Annotated in this window: 24 protein-coding genes; 12 read left to right on the top strand and 12 right to left on the bottom strand. The window is 69.3% G+C overall.

From position 1 onward, the window contains the following. The first annotated feature begins 53 nt into the window (after positions 1-53). Positions 54-1100, top strand: coding sequence for an NAD(P)-dependent glycerol-1-phosphate dehydrogenase (locus tag MX571_RS18380; protein ID WP_247419517.1), 1047 nt, complete (start codon positions 54-56; stop codon positions 1098-1100). Positions 1101-1112: 12 nt separating this feature from the next. Here MX571_RS18380 and MX571_RS18375 read toward each other — a convergent pair whose 3' ends face one another. The 6 genes from MX571_RS18375 to MX571_RS18350 all read right to left on the bottom strand — a co-directional run bounded on the left by MX571_RS18375 (position 1113) and on the right by MX571_RS18350 (position 6356). Next, a complete protein-coding gene (locus MX571_RS18375) occupies positions 1113-1667 on the bottom strand; it encodes a GNAT family N-acetyltransferase (RefSeq protein ID WP_247419490.1) in 555 nt (184 codons plus the stop codon). A 225-nt stretch (positions 1668-1892) separates the two neighbouring features. Further along, on the bottom strand, positions 1893-2372 hold the full coding sequence (locus MX571_RS18370; protein WP_247419487.1) for an NUDIX domain-containing protein: 480 nt from the start codon (positions 2370-2372) through the stop codon (positions 1893-1895). A gap of 239 nt (positions 2373-2611) precedes the next feature. Continuing rightward, a complete protein-coding gene (locus tag MX571_RS18365) occupies positions 2612-4429 on the bottom strand; it encodes a S9 family peptidase (RefSeq protein WP_247419484.1) in 1818 nt (605 codons plus the stop codon). Positions 4430-4566: 137 nt separating this feature from the next. Further along, positions 4567-4911, bottom strand: coding sequence for an AzlD domain-containing protein (locus MX571_RS18360; protein ID WP_247419474.1), 345 nt, complete (start codon positions 4909-4911; stop codon positions 4567-4569). Beyond that, positions 4904-5617 carry an AzlC family ABC transporter permease gene (locus MX571_RS18355; RefSeq protein WP_247419472.1) on the bottom strand — a complete coding sequence of 238 codons (714 nt, stop codon included), beginning with the start codon at positions 5615-5617 and terminating at the stop codon, positions 4904-4906. The genes MX571_RS18360 and MX571_RS18355 overlap by 8 nt, the downstream gene beginning before the upstream one ends. A gap of 247 nt (positions 5618-5864) precedes the next feature. After that, positions 5865-6356: a DUF7984 family protein gene (locus MX571_RS18350; protein ID WP_247419470.1), complete on the bottom strand. Its 492-nt coding sequence runs from the start codon at positions 6354-6356 to the stop codon at positions 5865-5867. A 213-nt stretch (positions 6357-6569) separates the two neighbouring features. Here MX571_RS18350 and MX571_RS18345 point away from each other — a divergent pair, with 213 nt between their 5' ends. The 3 genes from MX571_RS18345 (at position 6570) to MX571_RS18335 (ending at position 10474) form a co-directional block, all read left to right on the top strand. After that, positions 6570-8489 (top strand): beta-CASP ribonuclease aCPSF1, encoded by a 1920-nt coding sequence (locus MX571_RS18345; protein ID WP_247419461.1) that lies wholly within the window; start codon positions 6570-6572, stop codon positions 8487-8489. Between the two features lie 428 nt (positions 8490-8917). Continuing rightward, the gene (gene gfo6, locus MX571_RS18340; protein ID WP_247419459.1) at positions 8918-10012 is read left to right on the top strand and encodes a D-xylose 1-dehydrogenase Gfo6; all 1095 of its coding nucleotides are present in this window, start codon (positions 8918-8920) and stop codon (positions 10010-10012) included. 45 nt (positions 10013-10057) lie between these two features. Further along, positions 10058-10474 (top strand): hypothetical protein, encoded by a 417-nt coding sequence (locus MX571_RS18335; protein ID WP_247419457.1) that lies wholly within the window; start codon positions 10058-10060, stop codon positions 10472-10474. Between the two features lie 41 nt (positions 10475-10515). Here MX571_RS18335 and MX571_RS18330 read toward each other — a convergent pair whose 3' ends face one another. Genes MX571_RS18330 through MX571_RS18315 form a run of 4 tightly spaced genes read right to left on the bottom strand, consistent with a single transcriptional unit; the run spans position 10516 to position 12267 of the window. Further along, on the bottom strand, positions 10516-11313 hold the full coding sequence (locus MX571_RS18330) for a carbon-nitrogen family hydrolase (RefSeq protein WP_247419456.1): 798 nt from the start codon (positions 11311-11313) through the stop codon (positions 10516-10518). Positions 11314-11319: 6 nt separating this feature from the next. Further along, the gene (locus tag MX571_RS18325; protein WP_247419453.1) at positions 11320-11745 is read right to left on the bottom strand and encodes an SRPBCC family protein; all 426 of its coding nucleotides are present in this window, start codon (positions 11743-11745) and stop codon (positions 11320-11322) included. Positions 11746-11789: 44 nt separating this feature from the next. Continuing rightward, positions 11790-12017 carry a DUF7123 family protein gene (locus MX571_RS18320; protein WP_247419450.1) on the bottom strand — a complete coding sequence of 76 codons (228 nt, stop codon included), beginning with the start codon at positions 12015-12017 and terminating at the stop codon, positions 11790-11792. Positions 12018-12069: 52 nt separating this feature from the next. Next, the gene (locus MX571_RS18315) at positions 12070-12267 is read right to left on the bottom strand and encodes a DUF7525 family protein (protein ID WP_247419448.1); all 198 of its coding nucleotides are present in this window, start codon (positions 12265-12267) and stop codon (positions 12070-12072) included. A gap of 168 nt (positions 12268-12435) precedes the next feature. Here MX571_RS18315 and MX571_RS18310 point away from each other — a divergent pair, with 168 nt between their 5' ends. The 3 genes from MX571_RS18310 to MX571_RS18300 all read left to right on the top strand — a co-directional run bounded on the left by MX571_RS18310 (position 12436) and on the right by MX571_RS18300 (position 14334). Then, positions 12436-13443, top strand: a complete 1008-nt coding sequence (locus MX571_RS18310) for a DUF7490 domain-containing protein (protein ID WP_247419445.1) — start codon at positions 12436-12438, stop codon at positions 13441-13443. Beyond that, positions 13440-13742 (top strand): DUF8060 family membrane protein, encoded by a 303-nt coding sequence (locus MX571_RS18305; protein ID WP_247419442.1) that lies wholly within the window; start codon positions 13440-13442, stop codon positions 13740-13742. The genes MX571_RS18310 and MX571_RS18305 overlap by 4 nt, the downstream gene beginning before the upstream one ends. 73 nt (positions 13743-13815) lie before the next feature. Next, positions 13816-14334, top strand: coding sequence for a hypothetical protein (locus MX571_RS18300; protein WP_247419441.1), 519 nt, complete (start codon positions 13816-13818; stop codon positions 14332-14334). 64 nt (positions 14335-14398) lie between these two features. Here the strand turns inward: MX571_RS18300 and MX571_RS18295 are convergent, their stop codons facing one another. Beyond that, positions 14399-15124 (bottom strand): DUF2797 domain-containing protein, encoded by a 726-nt coding sequence (locus tag MX571_RS18295; protein WP_247419440.1) that lies wholly within the window; start codon positions 15122-15124, stop codon positions 14399-14401. Between the two features lie 167 nt (positions 15125-15291). On the opposite strand from MX571_RS18295, the gene MX571_RS18290 reads away from it, so the two are divergent. Further along, the gene (locus MX571_RS18290; protein WP_247419439.1) at positions 15292-16104 is read left to right on the top strand and encodes a phosphatase PAP2 family protein; all 813 of its coding nucleotides are present in this window, start codon (positions 15292-15294) and stop codon (positions 16102-16104) included. Between the two features lie 10 nt (positions 16105-16114). Here the strand turns inward: MX571_RS18290 and MX571_RS18285 are convergent, their stop codons facing one another. Beyond that, positions 16115-17299 carry an MFS transporter gene (locus MX571_RS18285; protein ID WP_247419437.1) on the bottom strand — a complete coding sequence of 395 codons (1185 nt, stop codon included), beginning with the start codon at positions 17297-17299 and terminating at the stop codon, positions 16115-16117. Positions 17300-17436: 137 nt separating this feature from the next. Between MX571_RS18285 and MX571_RS18280 the strand changes: the two genes are divergently transcribed. The 4 genes from MX571_RS18280 (at position 17437) to MX571_RS18265 (ending at position 19783) form a co-directional block, all read left to right on the top strand. Next, the gene (locus MX571_RS18280; RefSeq protein ID WP_247419436.1) at positions 17437-17622 is read left to right on the top strand and encodes a hypothetical protein; all 186 of its coding nucleotides are present in this window, start codon (positions 17437-17439) and stop codon (positions 17620-17622) included. Next, positions 17619-18464 (top strand): beta-keto acid cleavage family enzyme, encoded by an 846-nt coding sequence (locus tag MX571_RS18275; RefSeq protein WP_247419435.1) that lies wholly within the window; start codon positions 17619-17621, stop codon positions 18462-18464. The genes MX571_RS18280 and MX571_RS18275 overlap by 4 nt, the downstream gene beginning before the upstream one ends. Before the next feature lie 110 nt (positions 18465-18574). Continuing rightward, positions 18575-19198 carry a VOC family protein gene (locus MX571_RS18270; protein ID WP_247419434.1) on the top strand — a complete coding sequence of 208 codons (624 nt, stop codon included), beginning with the start codon at positions 18575-18577 and terminating at the stop codon, positions 19196-19198. Then, positions 19199-19783, top strand: a complete 585-nt coding sequence (locus MX571_RS18265; RefSeq protein WP_247419432.1) for a flavin reductase family protein — start codon at positions 19199-19201, stop codon at positions 19781-19783. It abuts the gene before it with no gap. Positions 19784-19792 lie beyond the last annotated feature (9 nt).

Genomic DNA, 19792 nt, shown 5'->3' with positions numbered 1-19792 from the left:
GTCGCCCGCTGGGCAGTACGAACCGTTATACGGCGCGACGGGCCAGTTGAGGTATGTTCGACAAACGCGCGTGGATTCGGCTCCCGCGCAACGTCGTCGTCGGTCACGGCGTGCTCTCGGAGACTGCGGCGGCGGTCGGCGAACTCCACCTCGGAGGGACGCCGCTCGTCGTCACGAGTCCGACGCCGAAGGAGCTCGCCGCCGAGTCCGTCGCCGAGCAGTTCGACGGCGCACCCGTGGTCACGGTCGACGAGGCCAGTTTCTCCGAGGTAGAGCGCGTCATGGACGAAGTGGAGGACAGCGAGGCGAGCTTCCTCGTCGGCGTCGGCGGCGGGAAGGTCATCGACATCGCGAAGATGGCGAGCGACGAACTCGACATGGGGTTCGTGAGCGTCCCGACGGCCGCGAGCCACGACGGCATCGTCTCGGGTCGCGGCTCCGTCCCGGAGGGCGACACGCGTCACTCCGTCGCCGCCGAACCGCCGCTGGTCGTCGTCGCGGACACGGGCATCATCGCCGACGCGCCGTGGCGACTGACGACCGCCGGCTGTGCGGACATCATCTCGAACTACACCGCGGTCAAGGACTGGGAGCTCGCCCACCGCCTGAAGAACGTCGAGTACAGCGAGTACGCCGGCGCGCTCTCCCGGATGACCGCCGAGATGCTCGTCGACAACGCCGACTCCATCCGCCCCGGTCTGGAGGAGTCGGCGTGGCTCGTCGTCAAGGCCCTCGTCTCCTCCGGCGTCGCCATGTCCATCGCCGGGTCCTCTCGCCCCGCCAGCGGTGCCGAACACCTCATCAGCCACCAGTTAGACCGCATCGCGCCCGGAACGGCGCTCCACGGCCACCAGGTCGGCGTCGCCAGCGTCGTCACGGAGTACCTCCACTCGGGGGACATGGGCCGCTGGCAGAACGTCCACGACGCACTCGCGGCCATCGGCGCCCCCACGAACGCGGAGGAACTCGGCCACTCCGCGGAGGACTTCGTCGAGGCGATGACGACCGCCCACGAGATTCGCGACCGCTACACCATCCTCGGGAACGGCGTCAGCGAGGAGGCCGCCATCGAGGCGGCGACTGTAACGGGCGTCATATAGATACGACCGCGCTCACCGCTCCTCCCACTCCTCACGGAGCAGGCTGTACTGCACCATGTCGCGGTACTCGCCGTCGACGAACATGTCCCGTCGAGTACGGCCTTCCTCGGTGAACCCGAGCGATTCGAGCAGGCCACGAGAGGCGTCGTTGAACGCGAACGCGCCAGCACCGACCGCCGGGTGCTCGTACGTCCGGAAGGTGTAGTCGACGGCCAGCGCGACGGCCTCCTTCCCGTAGCCCTCGCCGTGGACCTCCCCGACGAGACCGTAGCCGAGTTCGGGGCGTCGCCACGACGCGTCCTCGACGTTGACGAACCCGATGGCCCGCGTGTCGTCCTCGCCGGGCGTCCCCGGGCCCGCGCCCTCCCCGTCGAGACAGACGGTGAATCGGTCGGTGTCATCGTCGTGTGGCCACTCAGCCGCCATCTCGTCGCGGCTCGTCAGTCTGGTCGCGAGCGGGTATCGGAGTTCGGGGTTGGTCCGCATCCGCTGGAGCAGTGGGAGGTCCTCTTTCTCGGTCGTTCGGAGCGTCACACGCTCACCACGTGCGACTCGTGCGCCGGGCATAGCTCGATGAAGTCAGTACCCCGACAAAGGCGTTCGGTAGCTGTGCGGAACGCTCACGCACTGTACCGCGAGCGAACGAAGTGAGCGAGCGGGGCGACTGAACCTCCGAAGAAGCGAGTGAAACGAGCGACTGAGGGGGTGAAGGAGTCCTTTCGGTCCAGCTTTTACCCTCTGGGGGTGAGCGAGCGGTAGCGAGCGAGCCCCCAGTCGTGGATAAAAGGTGGGCTAGTAGGCCCCGACGAACGGCCCCGATTTCACCGGCCGCCACTGACACTCCTCGCAGCCTGTGCCCTCGGTCCGGCCGCCGTCGAACAGCGCGCCGAGGCGGTAGATGGGGGCACGGGCGGCGTCGCTCGCGTCCGTGAGACAGAGGATGGTGATGCCGAGCAGTCCCTCGATGTCGCAGGTGAAGTCGGCCGTCTCGTGGAACACGCGACAGGCCCCCGCCTCGATGGACTCGCCGTCCTCGACGTGACCGCATGGGTCGGTCCAGCCGCCCTCGTTGCGGACGACCAGCGACTCGCCGCGGGCGTTGTTGACGCGGACGCCGACGTCGACGACGCTCCGCTCGGCGAGCCCCCGGAGTCGGTCGTAGGTCGTCGTCGGAACCGATATGGTCGTCTGCCGGACCGGGCAGTGGCCGTACGTCCCGCGCAGCGACGAGAGGATGGAGCGAACACGGTCGTAGGTCTCCCCCCGAGACATACCCCGACCGTTACCAGCATCGCGTATAAACCCCTGTGACCGTTCCTCGGCGAAGAGTGTCGGTACGTCGTGAGTACACCCCGAACGGAGTGTCTTCAGGGGTGACTGAACCGAAGAAAAGAATCACCGACCGTAGCAGGTAAGCAGAGGATACGCCGCGTGCAATCTGTGCTTACTCTGCCGTGACTACCTCCGAACCATCAGTGGTGAAGGTGGGTCGAGCGTCGCGTCCCGACGCCTCAGACGTGGTCGTCGAGGAACTCGACCACGGCCGAGTACGCCTCGATGCGGTTCTCCAGTTTCGAGAGGCCGTGGCCCTCGTCGTCGAATATCAGGGTCTCGACGGGGACGTGCTCGGCGGCCTGCTCGGCGACCTGTTCCGCCTCGCCGAGGGGGACGCGCGGGTCGTTCGCGCCGTGGATGACGAACAGCGGTGCGCGGATGGCGTCGATGTTGTTGATGGGCGAGATGGACTCGAGGAACTCGCGGTCGTCGGCGAGACTGCCGTACTCGGCCTCGCGCAGTTCGCGCCGCCACTCGCCGGTGTTCTCCAGGAACGTGACGAAGTTGGCGATGCCGACGACGTCGACGCCGGCGGCCCACAGGTCCGGGTACTCCGTCATCGCGGCGAGCACCATGAATCCGCCGTAGGAGCCACCGTAGGCGACGAGGCGGTCGCCGTCGACGGCCTCGTGGCTCTTCAGCCACCCCGCAGCGGCCTCGATGTCCTTCACCGAGTCCATGCGCTTCTCCACGTCGTCGAGGTGTGAGTACGCCTTCCCGTAGCCCGTCGACCCGCGGACGTTCGGTTCGAAGACGGCGTAGCCCGAGCGCAGGAAGTACTGCTTCAGCGGGTTGAACGACGGCCGACGCTGGCTCTCGGGGCCGCCGTGGATGTCGACGACGACCGGCGCGCCGCCCTCGGGCACCTCCTGGGGGAGCGAGAAGTACGCCGGAATCTCACGGGTATCGAACGACTCGAACCGGACGAGGTCGGGTTCGACGAACGTCGAGTCGGGGATGCCAGCCGTCGAGGCGAGCGTCCAGCGCTCGGTGTCGCCCGACGCGACGTCACCGACGTGGACGTTCGTGTTCTGGGTGCTCCCGGTGATGGTGACCGCGAACTGCTCGGCGTCCTCGTCGAACGAGACGCCGCCCGCGACGCCCTTCGGCAGGTCGACCTCGGTCACGTTCTCGACTCCCAGTCCGTCCGCCGAGAGGTCGCCGACCCGGAGTTCGGTGTAGCCGTCGACGTTCCGCGAGTAGACGACGCGACCGGTCTCGTCGTCGATGCCGAACCCGCCGACGTTCCAGTCGCCGTTCTCCTCGTCGTCGGGCAGCGCTACCCGCTCTCGCTCGCCGTCGAGCGACAGGCGGTACGGGTCGAGCGTGTCCGAGTCGTGGTCCGTCGAGACGTAGAGGTACTCACCGTCCGGTCCCCAGGTCGCGCTCTGGTGGCGCACGAACCCGTCGTGGGGCGTCAGGTGCTCCAGGTCGCCCGATTCGAGGTCCAGCACGTAGACGTCCTGGTCGAGCAGCGAGGTGGCCTGCGTGACGAGCAGTCGCGAGTCGTCCGGCGAGAACCCGCCGGGCGAGTACCAGCCGTCGGACTCGTAGACGAGTTCGGCGTCGTCGCCCGTCTCGTCGCGGCCCTGCACGTAGACGTCGAAGACGCCCTCGTCGCGGCGGTTCGACGCGAACGCGAACCGCTCGCCGTCGTGGCTCCACCCGCCCCAGAGGTGCTTCGCGTCGGGCATCCCGGTGAGGGCGGTTATCTCGCCCTCCGTGTCGCCCGCCAGGTCGAGCCGGTAGAACTGCGTCCGCTCGTCGCCGCCCTCGTCCATCCCGAAGACGAGTTCCTCCCGCTCGGGCGAGAACGTGCAGAAGCCGACCGACTCGTCGTAGAACGTGCGCTGTTCGGGCCAGCCGCGCGGTTCGTCCAGCGTCCAGACCTGCGCGGTGCCGGTCGTGTTCATCAGGAAGGCGAGCTGTCCCCCCTCGGAGAGCGACGCGCCGTAGGCGCTGCGGATGTTGAGATAGCGCTCGATGTCGTGCACGGCGTGTGTGAGGGCGGACCACGGCAAAGAGGTTCGGAAAGCGGGTTGCGGCGTCGTCGAGTCGACGGACGGGACACGAACGACCACCTCGGACGCTATCTCTGACGCCGGTCGGTGTCCCCCCGCGGCTACTCGGGTTAGACGACGCCGCTGTGCACCAGCGCCTCCAGTGCGACGAGCGCCAGCACGCCCGAGACGATGGTCCAGAGCACGGACTCCGTGCGCCAGGCGACCACCGCCGCGACGCTCCCCGCGACCAGTCGGAGCGGCGTGAACGCCGCCGCGCCGGAGCCCTCGCCGCCGAAGACGAGCGCCGGGACCACCAGCGCCGCGAAGACGGCCGGTGGGACGTAGCGGAGCGGCCGCCTGAGTCGCGGCGGGACGGTCCCGGTGCGCTCGAACACCGCGAGGAACGAGAACCGGATGGCGAACGTCCCGAGGCCCGCCGCGAGGACGACGAGCCAGACGGTCGACTCACGCACGGCCGTCTTCCGCCTCCGTGGGTGTGACCCCGACGAATCGTTCGGCGACCAGTCCGGCGACGACGCCGGCCAGAGCGCCCGCGAGGAGACCGAGGTTGAACGGTGCGGTGACGAGGGCCAGCGCCACGCCACCGCCGACGAGCGCGGCGCCCGCCGAAGCGCGGTTCTTCACCGCGGGGACGAGCAACGCGAGGAACGTCAGCGGGACCGCGAACGTCAGCGGGACGTCCTCGGGGACGCTCGTCCCGACGGCGACGCCGACGACGGTGCACACCTGCCAGACGGTCCACAGGGAGAGCGCGACGCCGAGGTAGTACCACGTGCGGGTCACGTCGGCGGACTCCTCGAAGCGCGTCACCGAGAGCGCGAACGCCTGGTCGGTCAGCAGGTACGCGACGGGGACGCGCTCGCGGAGCGACAGGCGGTCGAGGTACGGCGCGAGCGACGCCGAGTACATCATCATCCGGAGGTTGATGACGAGGACGGTGAGGACGACGACGGCCGCGTTCGCGTCCGCACCCAGCAGGTCGATGGCGGCGAGTTGCGACGCCCCCGCGAACACCAGCACCGACAGTCCGACCGCGAGTTCCGGCGGGAGGTCGGCGGCGACGACCGCCGCCCCGGCGATCAACCCGAACGGGACGATGCCGAGCAGGAACGGGGCCACGTCGCGGACGCCAGCGAGCACGGAACGGCGACGGTCCATACCGGAGAGGTGACGGGTCCACGGAAACCCGGTTCGGTTTCGCGGTTCGACCTGTCGGTCCCAGTCTGTCGTCGGGCCCCATCACCCGAGCGTCTCGTCCGGGTGGGGCGGGACGCCAGTCTCCACCGTCACGTCCGCCGGGTCGCCACCACCGTAGACGGACCGACCGCGGAACGTCCCGCGGTGCCCTCGGGTGCGTCGAGCGCCGCTCGGTCGAACTCGTCGAGCGCGCGTCGGTTCGTCGGTGCTACTCGTCCGCCGGCGCGGAGACGGCGAAGGGGCTCTCGCGCTCCTGCCACTCCCACCCCGGCAGTCGCGTCTGGAACCCCGCCGCGAGCGCCGCGTCGAGGTCGTCGAGCCCCGCGCGTTCGTCCTCGTCGCCGTGGACGTGCACGTCGGCGTAGTGGAACGTCGCCTCCGCGAGCGTCGTCAGCGGTTCGCCGCCCGCGAGCGTCGCGGCGAGCGTGCGCCCGAGTCGCTCGTCGACGACGAACCCCGGATAGTCGCCCTCTACGTCGAGTTCGCGGAGGATAGCGACGAGCGCCGCGACGTTGACCGCGCGGTCGCCGTCGGCGAAGACGGCGTCGACCTCGCCGCGGTACTGTTCGGTCGTGACGGCCGCCACGTCGGTGTCGAACAGGTCGCCGAGCGCGTCGCGGACCTCGGTGATGAGCGGCGCTATCGGGCGCTCGCGGACGAACTTGTACTCCGAACGGACCCGGACGGGGGTAATGTCCATACCCCTCACTGGCGACCGACCTACGTCGGCTTTGCGAAGGCTTTTATAATCGTGCAGGTATACCCTCAGATAACGCGGGTTTTCCGGGCCGTTCCAACGGTCACGACTCCCTAGCATGACGTACTGCTTCATCCCGACGCGGGCGACGCCCCGGACCTCAGGAGGTCCGTCCGGCGCGCTCGCGTCACGGAACCCCGCCCGTTTCCGCTAGCTATGAGCACGGTAGAGAAGCAACTCGACGACCTGAAAGCACAGATCACAGAAGAGGTTCCCGACGACATCTCCATCTCCGACGTGAGTTACGAGGGGCCGGAACTGGTCATCTACACGCGCGACCCGAAGAAGTTCGCGCAGAACGGCGACCTCATCCGCACCCTCGCGGGCCGCCTCCGAAAGCGCATCACCGTCCGCCCCGACCCGGACGTCCTCTCCCGCCCGACCGACGCCGAGAAGCAGATTCGAAGCGTCATCCCCGAGGAGGCCGGCGTCACGGACCTCGACTTCCACGCCGACACCGGCGAGGTGGTCATCGAGGCCCAGAAACCTGGTATGGTCATCGGCCGCCACGGGTCGACGCTGCGCGAGATAACCCAGAAGGTCGGCTGGACGCCCGAAGTCGTCCGCACGCCGCCCATCGAGTCCTCGACGGTCTCGAACGTCCGGAACTTCCTCAAGCAGGAACGCGAGGACCGCCGCGACATCCTCGAACGCGTCGGGCGACAGATCCACCGCAAGGAGATGTCCGACGACGAGTGGGTCCGCATCTCCACCCTCGGCTGCTGCCGGGAGGTCGGACGCGCCTCGTTCGTCCTCAACACGCCCGAGACGCGCATCCTCATCGACTGCGGCGACAAGCCCGGCGCGGACGGCGAGGTGCCGTACCTGCAGGTGCCCGAAGCGCTCGGCGCTGGCGCGCAGAACATCGACGCCGTCGTCCTCACGCACGCCCACCTCGACCACTCGGCGCTCATCCCGCTGCTGTTCAAGTACGGCTACGACGGCCCCATCTACTGCACCGAACCGACGCGCGACCTGATGGGTCTGCTGACGCTCGACTACCTCGACGTGGCCGCGAAGGAGGGGCGCGCACCGCCCTACGAGTCCGAGATGGTCCGCGAGGCCATCAAGCACACCATCCCGCTGGAGTACGGCGACGTCACGGACATCGCGCCGGACATCAAGCTCACCTTCCACAACGCGGGGCACATCCTCGGGAGCGCCGTCTCGCACTTCCACATCGGCGACGGCCTCTACAACGTCGCGTTCTCGGGCGACATCCACTACGACGACACGCGCCTGTTCAACGGCGCGGTCAACGAGTTCCCGCGCGTCGAGACGCTCGTCATGGAGTCGACCTACGGCGGGCGCAACGACTACCAGACCGACCAGGAGGACTCCGAGCGCAACCTCGTCGAGGTCATCAACGAGACCTACGACAAGGGCGGGAAGGTCGTCATCCCGGCGTTCGCCGTCGGTCGGTCGCAGGAGATCATGCTCGTCCTCGAAGAGGCGATGCGCGAGGGGAAGATACCGGAGATGCCCGTCCACCTCGACGGGATGATCTGGGAGGCGACGGCCATCCACACCACCTACCCCGAGTACCTCCGCGACGAACTGCGCGACCGCATCTTCCACGAGGACGCCAACCCGTTCCTCGCGCCGCAGTTCAACCATATCGACGGCGGCGAGGAGGAGCGACAGGAGGTCGCCGACGGCGACCCCTGCATCATCCTCTCGACGTCCGGGATGGTCACCGGCGGCCCCATCATGTCCTGGCTCGAACACCTCGGCCCCGACGAGCAGTCGCGGATGGTGTTCGTCGGCTACCAGGCCCAGGGGACGCTCGGCCGTCGCATCCAGAACGGCTGGGACGAGATCCCCATCAACGGCCGCGGCGGCCGCTCGAACACGCTGAAGCTGAAGATGGACGTCGAGACGGTCGACGGCTTCTCCGGTCACGCCGACCGGCAGGGGCTGATGAACTTCGTCCGGACGATGAACCCGCGCCCGGAGAAGGTGCTCTGCGTCCACGGCGACGAGTCGTCGGTGCAGGACCTCTCCAGCGCGCTGTACCACGAGTTCAACATGCGGACGTTCGCGCCGAAGAACCTCGAGACGTTCCGGTTCCGGTAGTCGAGACGGCCGGAGCGTCGTCCTCGACGGTCCGGTTCCGACTCCCGGTCGGGACGCGGGTCGAGACGGGTACGCGTTTTTCACGGTATCGTATCCGACCGCGGAGTCGTGTCGCCGGTCGACGACCAGACGGTGACCGCGAGTCCCCCCAGACCTCCGACCGACTGGAGCGGCAACTGAAGTGGGAGGCGGTCGCGCCGCTGTCTGAGGTGGGGACGGACGGAAGTAGTGTGGCGCGACGGTCCGCACGCGGATTGCCGTCGGGTTCCGGGCCAAACCCGACGGCGTCGCGGTGGCGGCCGAATTTGCTTGCCGGTGTTGACGAGAAAAGCGTCGTGCCGGCAGACGGTACTTCGTTCTCGTCCATATAAATGTAGTGGGGTTCGGCTCGCCCGATGACCTATCCCGCTGGTGGTCGTGGTGCCGGTATGCAGTTCGTAGACGACCTCCGGACGCTGGGCGAGCGAGACTGGGACACCGACGTCGACACGACGCTCCGCGTCGCACTCGTCGGTCTCGGCGGATTCGCGCGCGGTGCCGCCCTCCCGTCGCTGGCCGACGCCGACTACTGCGACCCGACGGTGTTCGTGACCGGGTCGGCCGACGAGGTACAGGACCTCGCGGCCGAGCACGATATCGAGCGCGTCGTCGACTACGAGGCGTACGCGGCGGGCGAGGCGAGCGACGCGTACGACGCGGTGTACGTCGCGACGCCGAACGCGCTCCACCGCGAGCACGTCGAGGCGGCCGCCGACCTCGGGAAGGGCGTCGTCTCGGAGAAGCCCATCGCCGACACCGTGGCGAACGCCGAGGCTGCGGTCGAGACCTGCGAGCGGGCGGGCGTCCCGCTGATGACGGCCTACCGGATGCAGCTCGACCCCGTGATGCGCCGGCTCCGCGACTCCCTCCCGGACCTCGTCGGGGACGTAAACGCCGTCCACAGCGACTTCACGTTCGAGGTCATGAGCGGGTCGCGCGGCCCGGACCAGTGGCGCATCGACCCCGACCTGGCGGGCGGCGGCGCGCTGTACGACGTCGGCGTCTACCCGCTCAACACCGCCCGGTTCCTGCTCGGCGAGGACCCCGTCGCCGTCTCCGGTCGGACGCGCGGCGACGACCCCTACGACGGCACCCCGCGGCGCGACGACGACGGCGCGTACCGCGCGGCCGACCGGCACGTCGCGTTCCGCGTCGACTGGCCCGACTGCACCGGGTCGTTCACGGCGAACTTCAGCGGCCAGGCCGGCGCGACGCTCACCGTCGTCGGCTCCGAGGGCCGTATCCACGTCGAGAACGCCTTCCTGCCGAAGGAGGCGCGCCACGTCACGGTCGAACGCGACGAGGGGACGGTCGAACTGACCCCGGAGGCGACCGACGAGATGCGCGAGGAGTTCGACTACTTCGCCCACCAGGTCGCCACCGACGGGGAGATAGAACCGGACGGACAGGACGGACTGACCGACGTGCGGGCGCTCGCAGGCGTCCTCGAATCGGCGGCGACCGGCGAGCGCGTCGAACTGTAGTCACCGAACCTACTTGTCGCTCGAACATGTCTCTCGGGGCGAACGATGCAGCGACGAGCGACGCGCTGGTTCCCCGACCGGTCGCCGACCTGGCTGGAGGTGCTCCTCGGCCTGGGTGCTATCGGTCAGGTCGCCATCACTGCGTACACCGGGACGCTCGTCTGGAGGTGGTTCGGGGTCGGGTTCGCCGTCTTCATCCTGGCGATGGGGCCGGCGAGCGCCACCACCGCGGGCGAGCGGTTCGGGGCGTGGTTCCGGACCATCGGTGTCGGCGGGCGAGTGGCGCTCATCGTCGCGTTCGCCGTGGTCCTGTGGACGGTGAGTCTGACCGAGAGCGTCTCGGCTGCTACGCTGAAGAGTCTGGGACTCGGCGGGCTGGCCGCCTGTCTGGTCTACTTCCTCGCCTTCCTCATCATCGAGCGCGAGGTTGAGGGGTGGTGGGCACGAGACGCTCGTGACTAGTCGGTAGCCGAGAGAACTCCGACAGCGTCCCAGACCTCGCTCTACAACTCGCGGTCCCTGAGCGCGGGAAACTCCTCGCGAACTCGCGCTATCTCTGCGGGGTCGCAGTCCGTGACGACGAGCGTCGGGTCGTCGTCGGAGGAGGCGAGCGTCGTCCCCCACGGGTCGTACACCGTCGAGCGACCGCAGAGGCTGGCGTCCTCGAACGTCCCGACGCCGTTGGCCGCGCCGACGTACAGCAGGTTCTCGACGGCCCGCACTCGCGGGAGCAGTCGCCAGTGCTCGACGCGCGGGTAGGGCCACGCGCTCGGGACGCAGACCAGGGTGGTGCCGTCGTCGACGAGGCGGCGGTACAGTTCGGGGAAGCGCAGGTCGTAACAGGTCGTCGTGGCGACGGTGAACCCGTCGAAGTCCACGGTGGGCAGCGACTCGCCCGCGACGAGCAGGTCGGACTCCGCGGAGTCGTAGCCGAACAGGTGGCGCTTGCGGTAGACGGCGCGGCGGTCGCCCGCCCGGTCGAGGAAGACGGAGGTGTTGGCGAGGCCCTCCTCGGCGGGGCCGCCGTCGGTCGTCGCGAGGTCCTCGACGATGCTCCCCGCGACGATGCCCACCTCGTGGTCGCGGGCGGCCTCCGCGAGGCGGGTGAGCGTCGGTCCGTCGAGGGACTCGGCGCTGCGGGCGTAGCTGTCGAACGCGAAGTAGCCGACGGTGAACAGTTCCGGGAGGACGACGAGGTCCGCGCCGCGGTCGCTCGCCCGGTCGACGGCGGCCACCGCGCGGTCGACGTTCTCCGTCACGTCGGTCGGTTCGACGTCGAGTTGCGCGAGGGCGAGTCGCATGGATACTCAGGCGGTCGCCAGGTCGCGGCGGAGCGCGTCCTCCAGGTTGTCGAGTTCGCCGTCGAGGTTGCGCTCGAAGTACTTCTCGACGCCGGGGAGCTTCCCGTCGACGGTGAAGCGGTTCGTGAGTCGCGTGCCGTCGCCGTGGGGCGTGAGTTCGTGTTCGCCGACGACGCGCATCACCTTCGAGCGCCCGACGAACCGGACGTACTCCGGCGGTCGGACGTCGGTCTCCTCCGTCTCGATGGACGCGGTCCGTTTGAGCAGCGGGATGGGGAGTTTCACGTGCCAGACGGCGGTCCCTTCCCCCGTCTCTTCGAACTCGTCGACGACGCTGATGGGTGCGGCGCGCTTGCGCGGGTCGGAGATGAACGCCCAGACCTCCTCGGGGGAGGCGTCGAGGTCGAACGTCCGTTCGACGCGTACGGTCATGGGGGTACTACGAACCGCAGCGGAAAATTACCGTGGGGTTCCGGTCAGGCACCGGGGGTTACTCGCCACGTGGTGGACTTGGCGCGACCCCACTTCTCGATGTCGACGTCGTCGGCGCTGTCGGCGAGTCGGGGCAGTCTGGCACCGACCTGCTTCGCGGTGAGACCGACTCCCTTCGCGATGCGTTTGGCGCGGAAGTACTGGTTACCGTTCGCGACGCTGTCGCGAAGGTACTCGAGGATCTGCTGGTCTTCCTCGCTCAACTCTGCCATAGCCATCGCTAGGCGATTGCGCGGATTAACGGTTACGGCCTGCGGTCGCTGGTCACCGGGGTTGCTCGGCGAGATGCAACGCGGCGATGAGGACGGTCCCGGCGACCATCGCGGCGGCGAACCCCATCCCCGCGAGCACCTGCATCTCGTCGAACGCGGCGACGAGCATCACGAGCGCGCCGCCGACGCCGAGCGCACCGAACAGCAGTCCGAGGCCGAGGCCCATATCGGACCCGACTGACGCTTCCATACGCATCGCTCGTGGAGCGACCGGATAAACCCCGCCGATTCGGGCGACGCTCGCCACCGGTCTCCGGACGAGTCGGTCGCTACGAGACCTCGCGCCGCTCGTCCGGATGGTTCCTCGTCGTGACCTGTTGAACACAAAGCATATCATCTACCTCCCGAGTGTCGGTGCATGGATAGGAATCTGGTCCTCGCTGCCGGCGTCGCGCTGGTGGTCCTCGTCTCGGCCGTCGGGATGGTGGCCGTCCCGGGCGTCCTCGCGGCCCCCCAGCAGGACCCCGAACCACCCAGCAGGCTCGCCGTGAGCGACCTCGCCATCGGCACCGGCGCGGTCACCGGCGAGACGGCGACCCTCCGCGTCGAGACCCGACTGAAACACCGCGGCGGCGCGGCCGACAACGTCACCCTCCGCGTCCGCGCCGTCGACGCCGCGTCCGGCCTCGTCGAGACCGAGCGCACCGTCGCGGTCGGCACGGTCGACGGCGACCGCGAACGGGCGGTCACCGCGAACATCACCGTCCCGCGCTCGGGCGACTACCGCGTCGAGTCCATCGTCTACCAGAACGAGCGCCGAATCGTCGAGACCCGCCGGTCGGTCTCGGGCGTCGGGTCGCTCCAGCCCGCGTTCGCCGAGAGCGACCTCCAGTTCCACCGGTTCGACGGGCCGATGCCCGCCGTCGAGTTCGAAATCGCCGCCAGCGACGACGACCGGACGACGCTCGCCGTCGACGCCCTCCTGACGAACACCGGCGACGACGTGGTCGGCGACGTCGAACTGCTGGTCAAGGCCCGGCAGGTCGACTCCGGCATCGTCGCCGACCGGTCGACCGTCGACGTCAGCGAGGTCCGCCCCGGCCGCACCGCCACCGCGTCGCTCGACCTGACGGTCCCGACGCAGTACAACTACTACCTCGACGCCGTGTTGCTGCGCGACGGCGTCGTGGTCGACACCGTCCGCGCCCCCGCAGCACTCGACCCCACGAAGACGATTCCCATGAACCAGACCACCACCGACACCGGCCTCCAGGTGAGCGACTTCGACTCCGACGAACCGACCGACGACCGCCCCGCCCGCACCCAATCCTACGAATCCGACGGTCAGGGTCCCGGCTTCGGCGTCGTCGTAGCGCTGGTCGCGGTGCTCGGCACGGCGCTGCTCGCCCGGAGGCGGTCGGCGTGAGCTCCGAGACGCGCGACGGCGAGGACGCCGTCGACCGACCCAACGCCGACTACGGCCCGAGCGCACGCACCCGGACCGCGCTCGACGCCGACCAGTTGCGGACGTACCTCCTCTATGGCGCGCTCGGTCTCTGCGTCCTGCTGGCGCTGGTGGCGACGGTGAACTTCTACGGCAGCGCCTCCCACGCCATCGACGTGTGGGTGAGCGAGCGCTACCAGCCGCTGTACCAGGCGGCGTTCAACCTCGGCGTCCTGCTCCTGGCGGCGGTCGGCATCTCGCTGGTCGTCCGTCGACTGTAGCCACGCTGACGACTCACTTTGCGACCGACGCCAGTCACACATCCTTTTGTGACGTGGCCGAGAAGGGCGGCCCATGAGTGACGACGACCCGACGGAGGAGACGCCGTCCGACGAATCGGCCGACGAAGAGCCAATCGTGAGCGGTGACGACGAGGCGGGCGACGACGCGGGCGAGGAGAAGTCGTTCCGCGAACGCGTCGAGGAGATCCGACAGCAGCGCGCCGAACAGCGCGAGGGCGAGGGCGGCCCCGACGACCGCTCGCCCGAGGAGCGTCTCGAAGAGGCGTTCGGCGGCGAGGAGGGTGGTCCCGGTGGGATGGGCGGTGGCGGCAACCCGTTCGCCCAGATGATGGGCGGTATGATGGGCGGCGGCGGCCCCGGCGGGATGGGCGGTGGCGGCATGGGCGGCGGCCCCGGTGGCATGGGCGGCGGTCCGCCCGGAATGGGCGGCGGCCCCGACCCCCGCGAACGCGGCGAGAACGACCGCGCCAACGAGGAACTCGTCCGCGAGGTCCGGAAGGTCCGCGACGAGGTCCACGACGTCCGCCGCGAACTCGAACGCATCGCCGACGCGCTCGAATCGCGTAACTGACGCGTCGTCGCGTTCTTTCAGTTTTCGCTCCAGTCGTCGTGAGCGACGGCGCTCGCGACCTCGTTCAGAAACTCCCGAGACTCGACTGGAGCGCGCGACCGTCCGCCTCCTCGTGCACCTCGTAGCCGAGCAGGTCCCGCAGGTCGACGGCGTACGTCGTGCCGCCGCGGTCGAGCAGGAGGATTCGGCCCTTCGTCGCGCGGACCGTCCCCGTCAGCAGCGTCTCGGCGACCGGTCGCGCGTCGAGGTCGACGCCGTAGTCGAAGTCGAAGCGCTCGACGACGCGGTGGTCGGCCAGCAGTGCCTCCCACGCCGTCTCGTCGACCTGTTCGTGGAGTCCGGCCACCTTCGTCGCCACGCGGACCTGGTCGCCGACGTCCCGGGCGATCTCGGCCTCCAGGTCGCGGGCGACGCGGCCGTCGCTGACGGTGTGGATGTGCGCGGCGCGGTCGGCCCCCTGCTCGCGGAGGCGCGTCTCCAGTCGCCACGAGCGAGTGACGCCGACCTTGAACACGTCGGGGGCGAACGCGGCGAGGTAGACGGCGTGTTCCTCCGTCGAGTCTGCGTTCGACTGGACCGACCAGGGGACGGTGTGCGTGGGACAGTAGGGTGCCGCCGGGTTCGCACAGAACTCGTGGCGCTCGGTTTCGTAGTCGATGCGGCCCGCACAGTGTCGTTCGCCGAGCGTGTACGCGAGGTCCGTACCGGGCGCGAGCACCTGCCGCGAGAGGTCGCCGTCGCTGGCGAGGCGGAGAGCGGGGTCGGAGCGGTCGTAGCCCACGACTTGCACGCCTCGACGTTCGGTTCCGGGGTGCAAAACGCTGTCTCGATGGCGGTGACCGTCCGGTGGTGGTCGTGCGATGGTGGTCGTGGACCGTGCGGTGGAGTGACACCGAACGTGCCAGTAACTCTAGAAGAAAAGATATTTAGCCTCATTAGCGATACGTGCACCTTGCAATGATGGTCCCCCTCCAACCGGAGACGCAGTACGTCGTGGGGATGACAGCGGCCGCGCTGGTCGCCTTCCTCGTCGGCGCACGCGTCTTCCTCCCCGACCTTCGCCCCGTGGCGTTCGTCCGGGAGTTCCTCCGAACTGACTGGCGGTACATCGGTCTCGCGTGGGTCGTGACGTTCTGCGTCAACGAACTCGCACACCGGTTCCACGCCGACCGAACGTTCACCAACTACGTCTACGAACTCGAAGGCCCGGCGGTCGCCACGTTCCAGTCGGTGACTGCTATCGTCCCCGAGTGGGCGGCGTACGCGCTGACGGCGTTCTTCACCGTCGCGTACCTCGTGGGCTTCCCGTTCATCGTGCTGTTCACGTACTTCAAGCTGAAGGCACACGACGAGGGACAGGCGCGTCGCTACGCGATGGCGTACATCGTCCTCGTGTTGCTGGCCGTGCCGTTCTTCCTGCTGTTCCCGGTCGGCATTCCGGGGCTGTACCTGCTGGAGGTGCGGCCGCTGATGCTGGACTTCAACCCCATCATCCGCGCCGGCGTGATGGCGACGGACACGCTGGTCAAGGCGTTCCCGAGCCTCCACACCGGGCTCTCGGTGCTCGCGGCGCTGTACGCGCGGAACGCGAGCGAGAAGTACTCGCGGCTGGTGAGCGCACTCGCGTTCATCATCGTGCTGTCGACGCTGTACCTCGGTATCCACTGGCTGACCGACGCGCTGGCCGCGGCCGTGCTCGCGGCGGGCGTCTACTGGTTCACCCAGCGCGTCGACCCCGACCGGTTCAACCCGGTGGCGCGCGGGAACTGACTGGACAGCCTCACCACTTCCTCTCGACCCGACTCACGACGACCACCAGCGTCGCCAGCGCCATCGCTCCGGCGAGCGTCGAGAGCGCGAGTCCCCACCCGGAGACGGTCACCGCCCCACCGACGACCAGCCCACAGAGCGCGGCGAACCCGATGTAGACGGTCCGGACGAGGCCGAACCCGTGACCAGACTCCTCCGCGTCGAGGTGGTCGAGGAACCGCGACTGCACCGCGGGGCTCCATCCCATCCCGACGCCGACGAGCCCCACGCCGAGGGTGACGACGGCCGTCCGGTCGCCCACGACGAGCAGACAGAACCCGGCGACGCCCGACAGCAGCGTCCCGACGACGACCGGGTCGCGACCGACCCGGTCCGAGAGCCACCCCGTCGGCACCTGGATGGCCGCCTGGACGGCGAAGTAGCCGGCGAACAGCGTCCCGGCGAGCGTCGGCGAGAGCCCGTGATACGTACGCAGGACGGCGGGGAGGTAGGAGAACGCGGCCGTGTCGGCGAACTGCGCGAGGGCGGCGACGGCCGTCGTCACCGCGATGGGTCGTCGCGAGAGCAGTTCCCGGAGCGTCCCGGCGTCGAGTCGTTCGCGGAGCGCGGTCGTCGACTCCGGAGGCACGCTCTGACCACGGGGTCGGACGAACAGCGCGAACCCGACGAACGCCGGGAGCGCGACGGCCGCCCCCGACGCGAGGGCGACCCGCCAGCCGTATCTCACGCCGACGAGCGCGACCAGCGGGCCGGTGAGGCCGACCACCTGCGCGCCGAGTCGGTGGACGCCGATGGCGCGGCCGGTGGCGTCGAACCGGTCTGCGAGGAGCGCCGTCGCCGGACTGTAGTACGCGCCGCCGACCGCACCGAGCAGTGCCATCGCGCCGACGAGCACGGCCCCCGAGGTGGCTCCCGCGAGGAGGAGGCTGGCGACGGCAGTCCCGAGGAGCGCCGCCAGCACGACCCGTCGTGCGCCGAACCGGTCACCGAGCGCGCCGCTGGGCAACTGGGCGAGCGCGTAGGTGACCGTGCTCGCGGTGAAGCCGACGCCGAGCGTGAGGTCGGAGACGCCGACGCCCGCCCGAACGTCCGGGTAGACGATTGTGAGGACGTACTCCGCGAACCGGACGCCGAAGTAGGCGACGACGCAGCAGGCGAGCACCGTCCGGCGGTGGGGCCACGAGCGGAGGGACACGTGATACCCGGACGATTCGACGCGTCGACAAGTGCGCTGTGGTCGGCTGCGGTGCCCTACTCACGTCCGAGTCCCCGACACCCCGGTGACCTCGCAATCAGCGAACGCTTTTGGCGAACTCGCGCGTCCCCCGTTCCATGACCTGCCCGTATCTGGAGTACCGCGACGCGGACGAGGAGCGGTCGTTCGACACCGACCGAGCGTACTGCACCGCCGTCGACGCGTTCGTCCAGCCGATGCGCGCCGACATCTGTAACGACCGCTGGAGCCTCGACCACGAGACGGACTGCGAGTTCTACCGTGCGGCGGAGGACCAGGAGTGAGCTACGACGACTACCTCGCGGGCGAGCCGGCCATCGTCACCGCCGCGCTCACCGGCGGCGTCCACGGCAAGGAGGCGAACCCGAACCTCCCCGAGACGCCCGCGGAGATCGGCGAGGCGGCCGCCGCCTGCCGGGAGGCCGGCGCGAGCGTCGTCCACGTCCACGCCCGCGCGGACAACGGCGAGCGAGCGTTCTCGACCGAGCGCTTCCAGGCCATCGACGACGAGATTCGCTCCCGCGCGCCGGACCTCGTCGTCCAGCACTCGACGGGGGCGACCGGCGCGTCCGACGAGGCGCGCCTCCAGCCCCTGCGCACGGACCCCGCCCCGGAGATGGCGAGCCTCGACATGGGGCCGCTCAACCGCTACCAGCACCTGACGAGCGAGAACACGCGCGCCACCATCGACAGACTGTACGACGAGATGCGCGAGCGGGGAATCAAGCCCGAACTCGAACTGTTCAACGGCGGGCAGGTGACCGAGACCTACGAGCTGCTGGAGCGCCGCGACCTCGACGACCCGGTGTACGCGACGCTCATCTTCGGGTCGGGGACGCTCACGCGGCCGACGCCCGAGAACCTCCTCGCCCTCGTCCACGACCTTCCCGACGGTGCGTCGTTCAACACGCTCGGGTTCGGCCCCCACCAGCTCCCGTTCGCGACGATGGGGCTGCTGTTCGGCGGCCACGTCCGCGTCGGCCTGGAGGACAACGTCTACTACCGCCGCGGCGAACTCGCCGAGAGCAACGCGCAACTCGTCGAGCGAGTGGTCTCCGTCGCCGAGACGCTCGGTCGACCCGTGGCGACCCCCGACGAGACCCGCGAGATACTGAACCTCGGGTAGCGGTTCGCTGCGGTGAACTCGTCCGCTCGTCACCATCCAGGTGACGCTCGTGCCACCCGCTAACCGCCGCGTCCACGGGAGGCTATACGCCGTCGGCTCGTAGCGCCCCCGTGAGCAGCGACCCCCCAGTCACCGCCGACCGCCCGGACAGCACCCTCCACGTCGAGGGGACCGACCACGTCACGCTCGTCGGGTCGACCGTCGAGGACACCGTCGCGTTCTACCGCGACACCCTCGGCATGCGCCTCGTGATGCGCCAGCCGAACCTCGACAGTACCGACGAGACTCACCTGTTCTTCGACGCGGGCGACGGCCGCCTCGTCACGTTCTTCTGCGACGAGGAGCGCGACTCCGTCGAACGGCAGGACCCCGACGTCGGCGCGGTCCACCACCTCGCGTTCCGCCTCGACCCCGAACAGTTCCGCGAGACCCGCGAGAACCTGCGGGAGACGGGGCGGCGCTTCTCGGAGTTCGACCGCGGCGCGTTCCACAGCCTCTACACCAGGGACCACAACGGCCTGACCATCGAACTCGTCGCCGACAAGTTCGCCATTCCGGACGACCGCCGCGCCGAGGTGCTCGCCCGCGCCCACGCAGCGCGCGTCGAAGCGGAAGCGGAGTACGTCCGCGGCGAGGACCTCCGGACCGCGCTGGAGGCGCTGGACCTCCCGGTCGAGGAGCACGACCTGCCCGACGCACCGACCGGGACGGACGTCTCCGAGGGGCGGGCCTGAATGGAGGGCGCACCCGAGGAGTTCGGGTCGGCGTACCGTCTGCTCGGCGGTGTCGTCGTCCCCCGACCAATCGCGTGGGTCGGAAGCTACGACGCCGAGGGCCGGGCGAACCTCGCGCCGTACTCGTTCTTCAACGTCGTCTCGCCCGACCCGCCGGTCGTCTACTTCGCCCCCGGCGGCACCGGCGAACACCGCAAGGACAGCGCGAACAACGCCATCGAGAGCGAGACGTTCACCGTCCACGTCGTCACCCGTGACTTCGCCGAAGCGATGAACGCGACGAGTGCGACGCTCGCGCCCGGCGAGGACGAGTTCGAGCACGCGCACCTCGAACGCGTCGACGCCACGCGCGTCGATGCACCACGAATCGCGGACGTGCCGGTCGTGCTGGAGTGCGAACTGTACGACACGCAGGAGATCGGCCGCCAGACGCTCGTGTTCGGCGAGGTGGTCCACGCCCACGTCGACGACGACCTGCTCACGGACGGGAAACCGGACGTCAGGAAACTCGACGCGGTCGGTCGCCTCGCGGGGAGCTACTACAGCACGACAGAGGACCGGTTCAGGCTCGAACGCCCGGACTGAGGGACGAAC

The organism is Halomarina salina (assembly GCF_023074835.1).
In the GTDB taxonomy this organism is placed as follows: domain Archaea; phylum Halobacteriota; class Halobacteria; order Halobacteriales; family Haloarculaceae; genus Halomarina; species Halomarina salina.
This window is presented reverse-complemented; position numbering and strand designations above follow the sequence as displayed.

What these genes read in the sequence shown, in the direction of transcription:
- MX571_RS18380 (WP_247419517.1), top strand. Translation starts at nt 54, where the DNA reads ATGTTCGACAAACGCGCGTGGATTCGGCTCCCGCGCAACGTCGTCGTC.
- MX571_RS18375 (WP_247419490.1), bottom strand. Translation starts at nt 1,667, where the DNA reads ATGCCCGGCGCACGAGTCGCACGTGGTGAGCGTGTGACGCTCCGAACG.
- MX571_RS18370 (WP_247419487.1), bottom strand. Translation starts at nt 2,372, where the DNA reads ATGTCTCGGGGGGAGACCTACGACCGTGTTCGCTCCATCCTCTCGTCG.
- MX571_RS18355 (WP_247419472.1), bottom strand. Translation starts at nt 5,617, where the DNA reads ATGGACCGTCGCCGTTCCGTGCTCGCTGGCGTCCGCGACGTGGCCCCG.
- MX571_RS18350 (WP_247419470.1), bottom strand. Translation starts at nt 6,356, where the DNA reads ATGGACATTACCCCCGTCCGGGTCCGTTCGGAGTACAAGTTCGTCCGC.
- MX571_RS18345 (WP_247419461.1), top strand. Translation starts at nt 6,570, where the DNA reads ATGAGCACGGTAGAGAAGCAACTCGACGACCTGAAAGCACAGATCACA.
- gfo6 (WP_247419459.1), top strand. Translation starts at nt 8,918, where the DNA reads ATGCAGTTCGTAGACGACCTCCGGACGCTGGGCGAGCGAGACTGGGAC.
- MX571_RS18335 (WP_247419457.1), top strand. Translation starts at nt 10,058, where the DNA reads ATGCAGCGACGAGCGACGCGCTGGTTCCCCGACCGGTCGCCGACCTGG.
- MX571_RS18330 (WP_247419456.1), bottom strand. Translation starts at nt 11,313, where the DNA reads ATGCGACTCGCCCTCGCGCAACTCGACGTCGAACCGACCGACGTGACG.
- MX571_RS18325 (WP_247419453.1), bottom strand. Translation starts at nt 11,745, where the DNA reads ATGACCGTACGCGTCGAACGGACGTTCGACCTCGACGCCTCCCCCGAG.
- MX571_RS18320 (WP_247419450.1), bottom strand. Translation starts at nt 12,017, where the DNA reads ATGGCAGAGTTGAGCGAGGAAGACCAGCAGATCCTCGAGTACCTTCGC.
- MX571_RS18315 (WP_247419448.1), bottom strand. Translation starts at nt 12,267, where the DNA reads ATGGAAGCGTCAGTCGGGTCCGATATGGGCCTCGGCCTCGGACTGCTG.
- MX571_RS18310 (WP_247419445.1), top strand. Translation starts at nt 12,436, where the DNA reads ATGGATAGGAATCTGGTCCTCGCTGCCGGCGTCGCGCTGGTGGTCCTC.
- MX571_RS18300 (WP_247419441.1), top strand. Translation starts at nt 13,816, where the DNA reads ATGAGTGACGACGACCCGACGGAGGAGACGCCGTCCGACGAATCGGCC.
- MX571_RS18290 (WP_247419439.1), top strand. Translation starts at nt 15,292, where the DNA reads ATGATGGTCCCCCTCCAACCGGAGACGCAGTACGTCGTGGGGATGACA.
- MX571_RS18280 (WP_247419436.1), top strand. Translation starts at nt 17,437, where the DNA reads ATGACCTGCCCGTATCTGGAGTACCGCGACGCGGACGAGGAGCGGTCG.
- MX571_RS18265 (WP_247419432.1), top strand. Translation starts at nt 19,199, where the DNA reads ATGGAGGGCGCACCCGAGGAGTTCGGGTCGGCGTACCGTCTGCTCGGC.